We start from the raw sequence: 12433 nt of genomic DNA, 5'->3' as shown, positions 1-12433 counted from the left end.
TCCACGCGGGGGAGGCCTGGCCGATCAGGCCGTGCGGTAGGCGGCCAGAGCGGGCAGCGCCCTGCCCTGGAAGTCGAAGAGCGTGGTGTTGCTGACGACGTTGGGCCCGCCGACCTCCCAGCCCACGCCAGGGGCGGGGATCATGACGGGGTCCCAGTACAGGTTGCCGAGCACGGCGCCGCCGTCGACCCTCTTCAGCTGCGTGAACAGGTCGACGAGGAAGTCCTTCTGCCCTTGCGGCGTCTCCGGGTACGGTACGGGGCCGTTGTCGGTGAGCTGGCCCTCCACGCCCTCATGGGTGAGGGGGGTCCAGTTGACGCCGGTCTCCATCACCATGATCTTCTTGCCGAAGCGCCCGTACAGCTCGCCGAAGAAGGCACACACCGTCGCGGCGTCCTTGCGGGTCCAGAACGGATAGTAGGACGAGCCGATGACGTCGTACGGGATGTCGTGGGCTTCGGCGGTGGAGAAGAACCACTCGTACTTGTCCATGTTGCCCGCGTCGTCGAGATGCAGGATGACCTTCGTGGACGGTGACACCGCCTTGACCGCCTCATAGCCCGCGCGCACGAACCGGGCGAGGTGGCTCCAGTGGGCCGCGGTGTCGGTCCCTCCGTAGGGGAAGAGGATTCCGCCCGCGGTCTCGTTGCCGAGGGACACGTAGGCCGGGGTGGTCCCCTGGGCCCTGAGCTTGCGTATGAGGGTGCGCGTGTAGTCGCGCACGTACTGCTCCAGGGCGGTCACGGCCTGGGCCTCGGGCAGCGACGTGACGGACCGCCAGTCCTTGGGGATGTCCTGGATCAGGCCGTTGGACCAGTAGTCGCTGTAGTGCAGAGTCAGCTGGATCTTCATGCCCGCCGCGGTGACCTGGCGGGCGGTCTTCAGCATGTCCGCCTCGTCCTGGTAGCCCTCGGCAGGTAGGACCCCGGGTAGCCGATGCGCGGGTGGTCCGGACCGGTGGCTGTGTAGACGCGCAGCCGGGCGATGTCCATACCGTCGGCCGCCATCAGCTCGACCGGGTCGACACGCCGGCCGTCGGCGTCGAAGTACCGGCCGCCGCTGTCCTCGACCCAGTTGAGCATGGTGAGGTCACCGCCGGCGGCGAAGCCGTCGTCGGCGCCGCGCCGCGGGCGGCGGCCGTCGCCCTGAGGTCGCCGGGCGGCGGTCTCGGCGCCGGTCGTGGCGCTCACGGCCAGGCCCGCCGCGCCCGCCGCGCCCGCCGCGCCGAGCGCGAGAGCGGCACGACGGGGCAGCGCCCCCTGAGTTTTACGTGTACCTGACATAATGATGCCTCCGGATCCAGTCGGTGATACGGGTGGGCGGTGCCCGGCCCGGGCACCGTCGGCGGTGCACAGGGCCGGTCCGGGTGGGAACCTCAGCCGCGGAGCAGCTCGTTGCACTCCCGCTGCAGAGCGACGTCCTGCCACATGGGGTGGTGAGGGGCGGCGTTGGAGCAGACGACCGCACCCCAGGCTCCCCTGCCGGCGGCCTCGGTGACGGCACGCCGGCACCAGGCCGCTCCGACGGGGCCCTCCTCGAAGGTGCCGTGGAGCGGGGTGTACCCGATCCAGCCCTCGCCGAAGACGAGCGGGATCTTCCTCGCCGCGGCCCAGTCGGCCGCGGCGGCGATCCAGTCGGTGAGCTTCTGCTCCATGGCGGGGCGGTGAGTGGCGTAGCGCTCGTACAGCCAGGCGTCCCACGCCTGGGGGTCGCACCAGTCATGGACGTAGACCTCGCGCGGCCCCACGACGGTGGCTTCGGTGCGCCACCGGTCGGCGGCGGGCGGGGCCCACTCCCGCAGCGGGGGAGCGCCCGCACGGAGCAGTTCCCGGTGGGCGCGCTCCTGGGGGAAGGGCCGGGAGGTGTCCCGCAGCGCGAAGGTGTCCAGCAGCTCGTCCAGGACGCCGTACACATAGGGGTGGAAGACGGCGACGTCCATGCTCTCGGGCAGGGCGTGCAGGGACCCTACGGGTACGTGCGCGTAGTTGACGGTGACCGGCCGGTCGGGGTGGCGTTCGCGGAAGCGGGCCAGGCCGCGCTGGAGGCGCGGTGTCAGTGCGGCGACCATGTCGTCGCCGGTGAGCCGGTCGGTGAGACGGCCTGCCTGTACCTCGTTGTGGAGCTCGGTGAAGGCGACGCGGTCGTCGAGACCGTCGTGCGCCGCCAGGAAGTCGATCAGGTCGGCCAGGGCGTCGGCGAGCGCCTCGGCCCGCTCCTCGGGGTCGATGGCCATGACGGCGTCGAACCAGGCCCGGTCACCCGAGAACGAAGGGCTCTGCTGGTACTCCCAGCTGGAGAGGATGACGTAGACGTCGTGACGGCGGGCTGCCTCGAACAGCGCGAGCAGGTGGGCGCGCGGGTCGGGCAGGGTGGTGGTGGCGCGCACGTCGTACCAGCGGATGCCCTGGCCGTACCGGCCGCCCAGCGGCCCGAGCGTGAGCGGTCCGCGAGGGCTGTCCGGGCCGAACAGCAGCAGCGGCATCGCGCAGATGCGGATGGTGTTGTAGCCGCGTTCGACGGTCTGCTCGAAGGCCTCGTCGAGGTCGGCGAAGGGCTCGCCGGGTCCGGTGCGGGTGTACCAGGTGAAGTCCCACAGACAGATGGTGAGGGTGTCGGGCAGGTGGGCGGGGGGCGCTACGGGCATGCGGGAAGGAGCCTTTCGGTGGGAGGGCGTGGGCGGGGCCGGCTGTCCGGGAGCCGGTCAGCTCTTGACGGCTCCCGCGGTGAGCCCTTCGAGGAGCTGCTTGCGCAGGACGAAGAACACGATCAGGCTGGGGACGGCGGCGAGAACGGCGCCCGCCAGCACCAGGTCGTACTGGCGGCCCGTGGCGCCGAACAGCGCCTGGATGCCGAGCGGAAGGGTGTAGTCGCCGGGCTCGCTGACGACGATCAGCGGCCACAGCAGACTGTTGTAGCTGTTGAGGAAGGACCAGACGCCCAGGGCACCCAGGGCCGGGCGCAGCAGCGGCATTACGACGCGGCGGAAGAGCCCGAACTCGGTGCAGCCGTCGACACGGGCGGCGTCCAGAAGGGCGTCGGGGATGGACTGTTCGGTGAACTGGCGCATCATGAAGATGCCGAACGCGGGGGCGACCCACGGCACGACCAGCGCGAAGTACGGGGTGGTCAGATGGGCCTTGGCGATCATGATGAACAGCGGGACGACGATGACCGCGAACGGCACGGCCAGAGAGCTGAACATGATGTCGAACAGCAGGTTCTTGCCGCGGAAACGGTACTTGGCGAAAGCGAACCCGGCGAGTGCGCACAGCAGCACGGAGGCCAGGGTGGAGATGACGGCCACCACGGTGCTGATCAGCAGCCAGCTCCAGAAGGGGTTGCCGTCCAGCAGCCCCCGGTAGTTGTCCAGGGTGCCCGGATCGGGCAGCAGCCTGGGCGGGTAGGCGAAGATGTCGCTTCGGGCCTTGAAGGAGGACGACAGGGCCCACAGCAGCGGCAGGGCGAACACCAGCAGCAGGGCGATCAGGAAGGCGTACAGAAGGACGCGGCCGGCGCGGTGGCCGGCGCGGACCGGGGCCCGGGCGTCCGTGGGCTCGATCGTCGTCATCGCTCGTCCTTCCCTACTCCCAGAAGCCCCATGGCGATGCGGCCCAGGACGAACACGGCGACGAAGAGCAGCACGCCCGCCGCCGCGGCGTAGCCGAGCTGCTGGCGCTGGAATCCGGCGCGGAAGATGAACATGGCTACCGACAGGGTTGATTCGCCCGGGCCGCCCTGGGTCAGCAGGAACGGTTCGTCGAAGATCTGCGCGGTGCTGACCAGGACGGTGACCGCGACGAACGCGGTGACCGGTCGCAGACTGGGCAGGGTGACGTGGCGGAAGCGGCTGATCGGTGCGGCCCCGTCGATGGAGGCCGCCTCGTGCAGTTCCTTGGGCACGTTCTGCAGTCCGGCCAGGAAGAAGATGGCCAGGTAGCCGGTCCAGCGCCACAGTACGAGGATCACGACGGTGACGCGCGCCCAGCCGGGGGAGCCCAGCCAGTCGATGCCGCCGAAGCCGAACAGCGCCTGGCCCACCGCGTTGAGGAGGCCGAACTCGGTGTCGAAGAACAGTCCGAAGACCAGGGTGATGACGATGGGCGAGATGACGACGGGCATGAAGTAGGTCAGCCGGAACACGTCTCGGCCACGCAGCCCCCGGGCGTTGAGGGCCTGGGCGATGAGCAGGGCGGCGGGCAGGACCACGCACAGGGTGAAGACGATGTACAGGCCGGTGTTGGTGACGGCCGTCCAGAAGCTGTGGTCGACCATCAGGTCCTGGTAGTTGCGCAGCCCCACCCAGCGGGGGGCGCCGAGGCCGGCCCACTCCGTGCAGCTGAGGTACAGCCCGATCAGAATGGGGACCAGCAGGAACAGCCCGTAGAGCACGTAGAAGGGCGAGATGAACAGGTAGGGGGCCCAGGTGCGCTGACGGCGCATCCACCAGGACGGTGACGGCACCGGGGCGACGGGGGCCGCCCGGGTGGAGGTGGGGGTGAGTGCGCGGGTCGGAGGCGGAGCGGTCATCGTTTCACCTGCTGTCGGTAGGCCCGCAGGCCGGCCTTGAGTGCGGCGTGGGGTGAGGTGCGGCCCTTGAGCGCGTCCAGGACCGGGCCGCCCAGCACATCGGCGAGGATCTGCATGCCAGGGGCCTGGTAGAAGAGGGGGAGGTCGGCCGCGGCTTTGCCGTACACGTCGAAGACGGGCTGGCCCCCGAGGTAGGCGTCCTCGGTGGCGACGAGTTCGGGATCCTGGTAGAGGTGCTTGAGCGTGGGCAGGAAGCCGCCCGACCTGTAGCGCAGGATCTGGCCTTCGCGGCTCAGGTAGACGCGGCGGAGCAGTTCGAGGGCGGCTTGTGTGTTGGGCTTGTCCTTCAGTACGGCGAAGGCGGTGCCGCCCAGGGTGGAGCCGATGTGCCCTCCGCCGGTGAAGCGGGGCAGGGTCCGCATCCGCCAACGGCCCTTCTGCTCGGGGACATTGGCCTGAAGTCCGTAGGCGTTGTACCAGTTCGGCATGGCCGTGGCGGCGAGGCGTCCGGACTTGAGCGCGGCCGAGCAGGCGCTGCCGTAGGGGTCGGGCAGGGCCAGGAGCGCGCCCGAGCGCACCCCGCGGGTCATGAACTGGAGCACCTCGAGCGCTTCGGGCGAATCGAGGGTCAGGTCGCCGGTCTCGTCGAAGAAGCCGCCGCCGCGCTGCAGCAGGAATTGCAGGAAGCCGTTGACGATCGACCCGTTGTCGCCGGTGGAGACCATGCCGACGCTCACCTCGTGGTCCTCGGCGAGGCGTTCGCCGTGCTCCAGGAACTCCTCCCAGGTCTCCACCGTCTCGGGGACGCGGTACTTCTCGAACAGGTCCTGCCGGTAGTACAGGACGGTGATCGAGTTGTCGGAGTCCAGGCCGTAGGGAACGCCTCCGACTGTGTACGGGGCCAGCTTGAGCAGGTCGTCACCGAGGGGGCGGACGGTGTCGGTGAGGTCGACGAACAGGTTCTGCGCGATGGAGGAGCCCATGACCCGGGGGAACTGGTCCACGACCAGACCGGCGAGATCGGGGGTGTTCCCGTCCGCGACCGCCTGGGCGATCATGCGGGTCATCACGTCGCCGGGTGCCGCGCTGGTGACCTTCAGCCCGTAGTCGAACCGTGATCCGCGCATCAGGCCGGTGTCCCGGACCGCGGTCCGGAACGTCTTGACGTATCCGGGATCGTGGGTCCACAGGCTGAGGCGGACGCGTCCGGCGCGCACCGGGGCGGCCGAGGAGACTCCGCACGCGGCGAGCGCCGGGACGGCCAGCAGGCCCGCTCCCGTCCCGATCCCGGCGCGCAGAACGCTTCTGCGGCTGGGATCAGACACGTCCTTCTCCCTCGCCGGTCAGGCTCACCCGCGGCACGGCCACCAGTTCGGCCGCTTCGACGGTGGCGCGGGTCGTGGCGGCGTCGAGCCCGGGGCGCACCGAGGCGCCGACATGGATGCGGGCCGCGGGGTCGAGAGGCAGGACGCGGATCTCCAGGCCCTGCCGGACGGCCGAGCCGGCGAAGCGGCGCAGCCCGATCTCCCAGTCGGGGCCGTACCAGAAGTGGTCGGCGACGAGCTGTCCGCCGAGGTAGGCGCGGGCGGCGTCGCCCGTGTACCGCAGCCTCAGCAGCACCTCTCCTTCGCGCTCGAACGCGGAGGCGGGAACGGTCAGGCGGAAGACGGCGGCCTTGTCCCAGTCCGCCTCGCGCGGCGCGGAGGCACGGTCGTGGGATCCGCCGGTGCGCGCGGACGCGGCGACGCCTTGGGCGCGTACGGTTTCCAGGACGGGCCGCGACAGCTGGGGTGTTGGAGCCAGCGGCCAGCGGGTGAAGACGCCGTCGCTCACCGGTTCTCCGGCACCGCTTCCGCCGAGGGAGGCCGGGGCCGGCAGCAGGGCGACCGACGGGGCGGCGGACGCGAGGTGAAGGCGCAGCCGGTCGCCGTCGGCGAAGGCAACGTCCTCGCTGAGGACGAGACGTTCCTGCCCGAAGACCTGAATCCGGTTGAGCTGGAGTGCTTGCTCGGGGGAGAGGACCAGCACGCGTGCCCGGCCGGACGGACCGACGAGGGTCAGCAGGGCCGAGGTGCCCGGTTCGGGGACCGTGACCACCAGGGCCCCGTCGGCCGTCTCCACCCGGGCTGGACCCTGGACCTCCACGCCCGTCGGCAGCGCCAGGGTCACCGGGATGCCGTCGGTCGCCGCGAGCACGGTCAGCGGCAGGCCGTCGGACTCGAGCCGGGTGACCGGCTGGGCGCTGGCCCACTCCAGGCGCAGGCCGGCGCCGAGGTCCAGCCCGATCGGCCAGACGAAGTGAGCACCGGACGCGATGCGCACGGGCTGTGCGGGGACGGTGACGGTGCGGCCACCGGGCAGGGTGACGCCGAACCGGACGCCGTCGTGGTCGGGCAGCGTCTCGTGCGGCTGGTGATTGTTGACGAACAGGAAGCCCTGGTCACCTGCCGCGCGGACCGCCCAGCGGAGCGTGGAGCGGTCGTCCAGCGACGCCGGTTCCCGGTCGGGCAGTTGCAGAGGCATGCGCGCCAGGTCCGCACCGTAGGCGTGGAGGAAGAGGTGCTGGAGGCGCAGCGCGTGGAAGGCGGGACGGACCTGTCCGTACTCGCCCAGCGGGGCCTGGAAGTCGTATGTCACCCTCGGCAGGTCGTTGGGGTAACCGGTGTCGTGGCTCTCCTGGTTGGGTTCCTCGAGGTCCACGCGCTGCGAACAGCCGTGGTAGAGGTAGTAGCCCTGCCACACCGAACCGCTGCCGAGCTTGGCCAGCGCCAGCGAGGTGATGTCCACGGCCGGCACGAGCGGCCTGCGGTGGTAGGCGATCGCCATGCCGCCGCCCAACTCGCAGGTGGCGTACGGGTAGCGGCGCGCATCGGGGCCGGTGCCGGTCGGGGCGCTCGAGCGCAGGTCGGCCCCGATGGCGTGGTCGTCGCGGATCGGCGTGAAGAAGTAGTGCCGGCGCATGTCGCGCGTCCACCCGTCGTACGCGTCCTCCCAGAACGCCTCCGGGTAGCCGCCGTACAACGGCAGGAGGGTGTCGGCCGGAAGGTCGGCGGCTCCCCAGGCCGTCGCCGTCCACAACGGCGCGCGGATTCCGGCCTCCTCGGCCATGCGCCGCAGCGTGGCCAGGTGCTCGGGCTGGTCGTACAGCTCGTTCTCCACCTGTACGGCCACGATCGGGCCACCGTCCTCGCTGAACAGGCCGCGAAGCTCGTGGGAGATGCGCCGGTAATAGGGTTCGACCAGGGCGAGGTACGCGGGATCGTCGGTGCGCGGGGTGCAGTCGACGTCTTCCAGCCAGTCCGGGAAGCCGCCGTTTCGGCATTCACCGTGGGACCAGGGGCCGATGCGCACGGCCACGGCCAGGTCCAGCTCCGCGCAGAACGAGACGAAGCGGCGCAGGTCGAGGTCGCCCTCGAAGCGGTAGGTGCCCCGGTCGTTCTCGTGCTGGTTCCAGAACAGGTACGTGGCGAGCAGGTCGACGCCGCCCGCCTTGATCTTGAGGAGCTCCTCGCGCCACTCGGTGGCGGGATAGCGGCTGAAGTGGAACTCCCCCATGACCGGGATCCACCTGCGGCCGTTCCGCGACAGGCTCTGGCTGTCGACGGTCACGGGGGAGGGGGCGGCGGAGCTGCCCATGGGCAGATGCCCCTGGACGGGCTCGGAGGGGTCGTGGGCGTGCAAGGACAACATGACAGGCGGCTCCTGCGGCATGGCTCGGTGAAGTGCGTTCATCGTGGGTGTGGCCGGAAAGCCTGTCAAGATGTATTCATAATTAATAACTGCGGCTACGATGGGCCCGGCAAGGGACGACCGCACGCAATCCACGGAGGACCTGTATGGCGGCCTACACCGGCAGAGGCGTGCACGGACAGGTCGTCCATGCGCTCGGTAGCCGCATCGTGGGGGGCGAGCTCCCTGAAGGGACCACCCTTGACCTGCGCGCCCTGGGTGAGGACCTGGATGTCAGCCTCACCGTGATGCGCGAGTCCATGAAGGTCCTGGCCGGCAAGGGCCTGATCGACGCGCGCCAGAAGCGGGGAACGTTCGTCCGCGAACGCACGTACTGGAACCTCCTCGACGCCGACATCATCCGCTGGCAGGTCGACAGTGGCGCTGGGCAGCGCCTCATGCGTGACCTGGCCGACGTGCGCTCCATCGTCGAACCCGCCGCGGCCCACCGGGCGGCGCTGCACCGTACCGACCAGGACCTGGAGGCGCTGCAGAGTGCCCTGGACGCGATGGCCCGCGCGCACATGCACTCGCCCGCCGACGCCGCCGAGGCCGACGCGGCGTTCCACCGCGCCCTGCTCAACGCCACCGGAAACGAGATGCTGGCGCGCATGGACCTGCTCCTCGAACCGGGACTGCGCGAACGTGACCGCATGGTGCACTCCCACGACCGGACCGACGACCCCGTCCCCAGCCACCAGGTGGTTCTGGACGCCGTCCGCGACCAGGACCCGACCCGTGCCGAGCTGGCCATGCTCGACCTGCTGGCCAAGGCCGTCCACGACCTCGACCAGGTGACGCACGTACCGGACTCGCCCCGGGAGCCCTGAGGGCGGAGGCGCGGTCCGGCTGCTCGGGGCGGTCGCGCGGGACCTCGCCGGCGCGCCGGCTGCCCTCCTTGCGCAGGGTCCAGCAGGTGCACCGTGGGGTCATCTCGACCGGGCGCTCCCGGCCCTCGGGGCCGAGGAGGCCACCTGCGCAGGCCCGGGCCGTCACCGTCGACAGCCGCGAGAGCAGCGTACCGACGGCGGCCGGTCCGCTGCGCCGGCTCCCCTTCGGGCCGGGACGCGCACCCGTCCGGAGGCCCGCGTATGCGTCCCCGCCGCCGAGGCGGGAGGCGCCCGCCGCAGACCGCCGCCGCATCCGCCGACATGGAACGGCACCACCGTGTCCCCGCGGCGCACGACCCTGGGATGCGGAGGCCGCGTCGCCGGTGCGAGCATGGGAGTGCGTCCGCCTCAGCAGCGCGTCAGGCGGACGCCGGAACACGCCTCCCGACCCGGGACAGGAGTACCGCCGTGGCCGACCCGGCTCAGGCACCCGCGGACCGCGGCGACGGGGAGTCGCCCCCACCGGCGGACGTGGCCTTCGTACGCCGGATTCGCAAGGACTTCCAGCGCATCCAGATGGAGCACGAGTTCGCCGTCGACGAGGTGCTGACCAAGGTGTCGATCCTGCGCAAGGAGTTCCTGCACCTGCACCGGTACAACCCGATCGAGCACGTCGGTTCCCGGGTCAAGTCCCCCACGAGCATCCTGCAGAAGGTGGCACGGCTCGGCATCGAGCCCACCCCGGAGGCGATCCGGGCGTCCATCCACGACATCGCCGGCGTACGCATCACGTGCAGCTTCATCGCCGACACCTACCGGGTCCTCGAAGCCCTCACCTTCCAGACCGACGTGCGGGTGATCCGGATCAAGGACTACATCACCCATCCCAAGCCCAACGGGTACAAGAGCCTGCACGCGCTGATCGAGATCCCGGTGTTCCTCAGTACCGGCCCGGTTCCCGTGACCGTCGAGGTGCAGGTCCGGACGATCGCCATGGATTTCTGGGCCAGCCTGGAGCACAAGATCTACTACAAGTACGACGGCGCCGTGCCCGCCGGCCTCGTCGCCAGCCTGACCGAGGCGGCGCAACTCGCCGAACTGCTCGATCAGCGGATGGAGGAGCTGCACACCGAGGTGCGGGGCACCGGGTGGGAGAGCGCCGAGGACACCGCGCCGGACGTGGAGGAGCAGATGCTGATACGGCTGTGGAACAGCGCGCGGGCGGGCGCCGAGGCCGAGGACGACGGTGGCGACGCCGGGGGACCGGAGGACTGACCGCCGCGCCGGCCGGTCCCCGCGCCGCGGCGTGGGTGTCCGTGGGCCGGGCGGTCGGCTCACGGGACGGCCGGCCCACGGGCACCGAAGGCTCAGCCCGGGGGATCCACGTTCCACGTCGCCGGCAGACCGCTGCAGCAGAACACGCACACGAAGTCGTCCTCGCGCACGAGGGAGTGCTCCTGGCAGAACGGGCACCGCCGGAACGCCACCGCGTGGGTGAAACCGGAGGGCCGCCCGACCCCCGCATGGTCCGGCGCGTGAGCGACTTCCGGCCGGGAGACCAGGTCGGGGCAAAGCCGGTGGACCGAATGCCGACCTCACTCACCGCTCACCGGCCCGGCTCGCGTACGAAGGTGATCGCGCCGGCCCCGAGGACATCGGCTCCGCCGGCACAGGCCACGTCCTCGCTGCGCCGCGAAGCCGGCCGCAGCACCCGGTCGGTTCCGGCCACGAAGGTGTACGGCTCGGCGAGTTCGGCCGTCGCCCGAGGGTGAGCGAAGCCGCGTCCATGGCCGCAGGACGAGGGGCCTCTCCGGAAACAGGCGTGCTCCTGAGGGGCGCGGGATGAGAGGGTACGGTTCGGCCCGGCGGAGGGGGGAGATCGGATGGGGCTCGCCTACGGCTACGACATCCACCTGCCTCCCGAGAACGTCGCCGGGGCGCTGGTGCATCTGGCCCGGCTGGCGCCACCGGGCCGTGACACTCCGCCACTCGAACTCACCCTGCCCGGCGGCGCCCTGCTCGCCCTCCCCTTCACGTCCGACTTCAGGAGCGGGCCGGTCGACTGCTCCACGAGCAGCACCGTCGATCTCGACCTGTCCCTCATGTTCGGCGTCGACGAGGCGGTGCGCGACTACGCGGAGGCCTACGGTCATGAGATCGAGGAGGACGGGCGCGTCAGGATCGGATACGTCTACCTGACGATCCGGTTCGAGTCCCTGCTGCACCCGCGGTACGCGGCACTGGAGTTCTGGGCGGCGACCTCGACGATGAGCCGCTTGTTCGCACGGTCGGCCCGTGTCAGGGAGGTGTTCACCGGCCTCACGGCCGCCAGTGGCGGAGTGTGCTGCGTGTTCGACATCGGCGACGGCAGCTTCGGGCCGGTGTGCTGGCGCGGCGGGGAGACGGTCCAGCCGACGGACTCCGACGCCGCTTTCCCGGATCGTGAGGCACTCGTGGCGAGTTGGCCCGACCCCGGCGCCGGCCGCGACCCCGGCTCCGGCTTCGGCCACTGAGCGAGCCCGGCGTGCGGAGCCGGAGCCCGCAGGCTGCGACCGAACGAGCCGCGGGACGAACGCTTCCGACGCGCGCCGCCGGGACCACGGGGACGGTGCCGTCCGCGCTCTCCCGGTTGCCTCCCCCGTGGTGGCGGAGCCTGTCTCGGGGTGGACAGTGAAGGCGGGCCACCGAGCCCGGTGGCCTCTCCGGGTGGGCGAATTCGTTCGATACGCAGGCGAGACCCTGGCACCATGAACCGCATGACGACGAACCGAAAGGTCCATGCCGCGTAGACGGCCAGGACAGATCCGTGCCGGCGCCCTGGGCGGCCACCGGTCAGTGGGTACGGATACGAGGCCGGTCATCGACGGCCTCTCCTCGCGAGCGCAGTCCGAGATCACCCGACTCGAGCGCACCCGCACCCATCTTCGCCCTGGCGATGTCGCCGACGCTGTAGGTCTGTGGAAGAACTACGTCCGCAGGTCCGTGCGGCAGCTGTGGCGCGACGACGAGCAGGGCGACGCGCATGAGTACTGCTGCGGCAGCCCTCTCGAAGCCCGGTCCCTGCTCGACAGCGTGATGCGGGCCCTGTCACCCCGGAGCGCCCGGGAACTGCGCACACTCGTCAGCCGGTCGGACGCCATGTGGAAGGTGCCGATCCCGCCCCGTGACCCGGACGGACGACGCTGAACACGCCGGTGGGAACGCCTGCCGGACCGGCCTCGCCGCGCAGGGAGGTTTTCGATACGCCGACGATATGCGCGGGCCCCTAGCCTCGGAACCATGCACGCAGCGATCGTCGAGAGCCCACCGCGCCGGCGCGACGGGTCCGTTCAACCGCCCCTGTCCTG

The 12433-nt window shown here is 70.9% G+C and carries 11 protein-coding genes; 4 read left to right on the top strand and 7 right to left on the bottom strand.

Annotated elements, in window-relative coordinates:
• Positions 1 to 24: 24 nt before the first annotated feature.
• The 7 genes from ACFY8O_RS18595 to ACFY8O_RS18565 form a co-directional block, all read right to left on the bottom strand.
• A complete protein-coding gene (locus ACFY8O_RS18595; protein ID WP_387903627.1) occupies positions 25 to 888 on the bottom strand; it encodes a glycosyl hydrolase 53 family protein in 864 nt (287 codons plus the stop codon).
• Positions 882 to 1283, bottom strand: coding sequence for a hypothetical protein (locus ACFY8O_RS18590; protein WP_387903625.1), 402 nt, complete (start codon positions 1281 to 1283; stop codon positions 882 to 884). The genes ACFY8O_RS18595 and ACFY8O_RS18590 overlap by 7 nt, the downstream gene beginning before the upstream one ends.
• 92 nt (positions 1284 to 1375) lie before the next feature.
• Positions 1376 to 2644, bottom strand: a complete 1269-nt coding sequence (locus ACFY8O_RS18585; protein ID WP_387903623.1) for a cellulase-like family protein — start codon at positions 2642 to 2644, stop codon at positions 1376 to 1378.
• 57 nt (positions 2645 to 2701) lie between these two features.
• A complete protein-coding gene (locus tag ACFY8O_RS18580) occupies positions 2702 to 3568 on the bottom strand; it encodes a carbohydrate ABC transporter permease (protein ID WP_387903620.1) in 867 nt (288 codons plus the stop codon).
• Positions 3565 to 4527, bottom strand: a complete 963-nt coding sequence (locus ACFY8O_RS18575; RefSeq protein WP_387903618.1) for a carbohydrate ABC transporter permease — start codon at positions 4525 to 4527, stop codon at positions 3565 to 3567. The genes ACFY8O_RS18580 and ACFY8O_RS18575 overlap by 4 nt, the downstream gene beginning before the upstream one ends.
• Positions 4524 to 5852 (bottom strand): ABC transporter substrate-binding protein, encoded by a 1329-nt coding sequence (locus ACFY8O_RS18570; protein ID WP_387903615.1) that lies wholly within the window; start codon positions 5850 to 5852, stop codon positions 4524 to 4526. Before ACFY8O_RS18570 ends, ACFY8O_RS18575 begins: the two co-directional genes overlap by 4 nt.
• On the bottom strand, positions 5845 to 8217 hold the full coding sequence (locus ACFY8O_RS18565) for a beta-galactosidase (RefSeq protein ID WP_387903612.1): 2373 nt from the start codon (positions 8215 to 8217) through the stop codon (positions 5845 to 5847). Before ACFY8O_RS18565 ends, ACFY8O_RS18570 begins: the two co-directional genes overlap by 8 nt.
• Before the next feature lie 146 nt (positions 8218 to 8363).
• Between ACFY8O_RS18565 and ACFY8O_RS18560 the strand changes: the two genes are divergently transcribed.
• From ACFY8O_RS18560 to ACFY8O_RS18545, 4 genes are all read left to right on the top strand, one after another.
• Positions 8364 to 9086 carry a FadR/GntR family transcriptional regulator gene (locus ACFY8O_RS18560; protein ID WP_387903610.1) on the top strand — a complete coding sequence of 241 codons (723 nt, stop codon included), beginning with the start codon at positions 8364 to 8366 and terminating at the stop codon, positions 9084 to 9086.
• Between the two features lie 468 nt (positions 9087 to 9554).
• Positions 9555 to 10361, top strand: a complete 807-nt coding sequence (locus ACFY8O_RS18555; protein WP_387903608.1) for a GTP pyrophosphokinase — start codon at positions 9555 to 9557, stop codon at positions 10359 to 10361.
• A gap of 608 nt (positions 10362 to 10969) precedes the next feature.
• Positions 10970 to 11599 carry a hypothetical protein gene (locus tag ACFY8O_RS18550; protein ID WP_387903606.1) on the top strand — a complete coding sequence of 210 codons (630 nt, stop codon included), beginning with the start codon at positions 10970 to 10972 and terminating at the stop codon, positions 11597 to 11599.
• 322 nt (positions 11600 to 11921) lie between these two features.
• Positions 11922 to 12272: a hypothetical protein gene (locus ACFY8O_RS18545; RefSeq protein ID WP_387903603.1), complete on the top strand. Its 351-nt coding sequence runs from the start codon at positions 11922 to 11924 to the stop codon at positions 12270 to 12272.
• Positions 12273 to 12433 lie beyond the last annotated feature (161 nt).

Origin of the sequence: Streptomyces argenteolus, assembly GCF_042902585.1 — a bacterium.
Lineage (GTDB): Bacteria > Actinomycetota > Actinomycetes > Streptomycetales > Streptomycetaceae > Streptomyces > Streptomyces argenteolus.
Note: the sequence above shows the minus strand (reverse complement) of the source record. Positions and strands in the feature narration are given on the sequence as shown.

Bases quoted from the DNA above. Each gene is read 5' to 3' on its own strand.
- ACFY8O_RS18595 (WP_387903627.1), bottom strand. From the start codon at position 888: ATGCTGAAGACCGCCCGCCAGGTCACCGCGGCGGGCATGAAGATCCAG.
- ACFY8O_RS18590 (WP_387903625.1), bottom strand. From the start codon at position 1,283: ATGTCAGGTACACGTAAAACTCAGGGGGCGCTGCCCCGTCGTGCCGCT.
- ACFY8O_RS18585 (WP_387903623.1), bottom strand. From the start codon at position 2,644: ATGCCCGTAGCGCCCCCCGCCCACCTGCCCGACACCCTCACCATCTGT.
- ACFY8O_RS18580 (WP_387903620.1), bottom strand. From the start codon at position 3,568: ATGACGACGATCGAGCCCACGGACGCCCGGGCCCCGGTCCGCGCCGGC.
- ACFY8O_RS18575 (WP_387903618.1), bottom strand. From the start codon at position 4,527: ATGACCGCTCCGCCTCCGACCCGCGCACTCACCCCCACCTCCACCCGG.
- ACFY8O_RS18565 (WP_387903612.1), bottom strand. From the start codon at position 8,217: ATGTTGTCCTTGCACGCCCACGACCCCTCCGAGCCCGTCCAGGGGCAT.
- ACFY8O_RS18560 (WP_387903610.1), top strand. From the start codon at position 8,364: ATGGCGGCCTACACCGGCAGAGGCGTGCACGGACAGGTCGTCCATGCG.
- ACFY8O_RS18550 (WP_387903606.1), top strand. From the start codon at position 10,970: ATGGGGCTCGCCTACGGCTACGACATCCACCTGCCTCCCGAGAACGTC.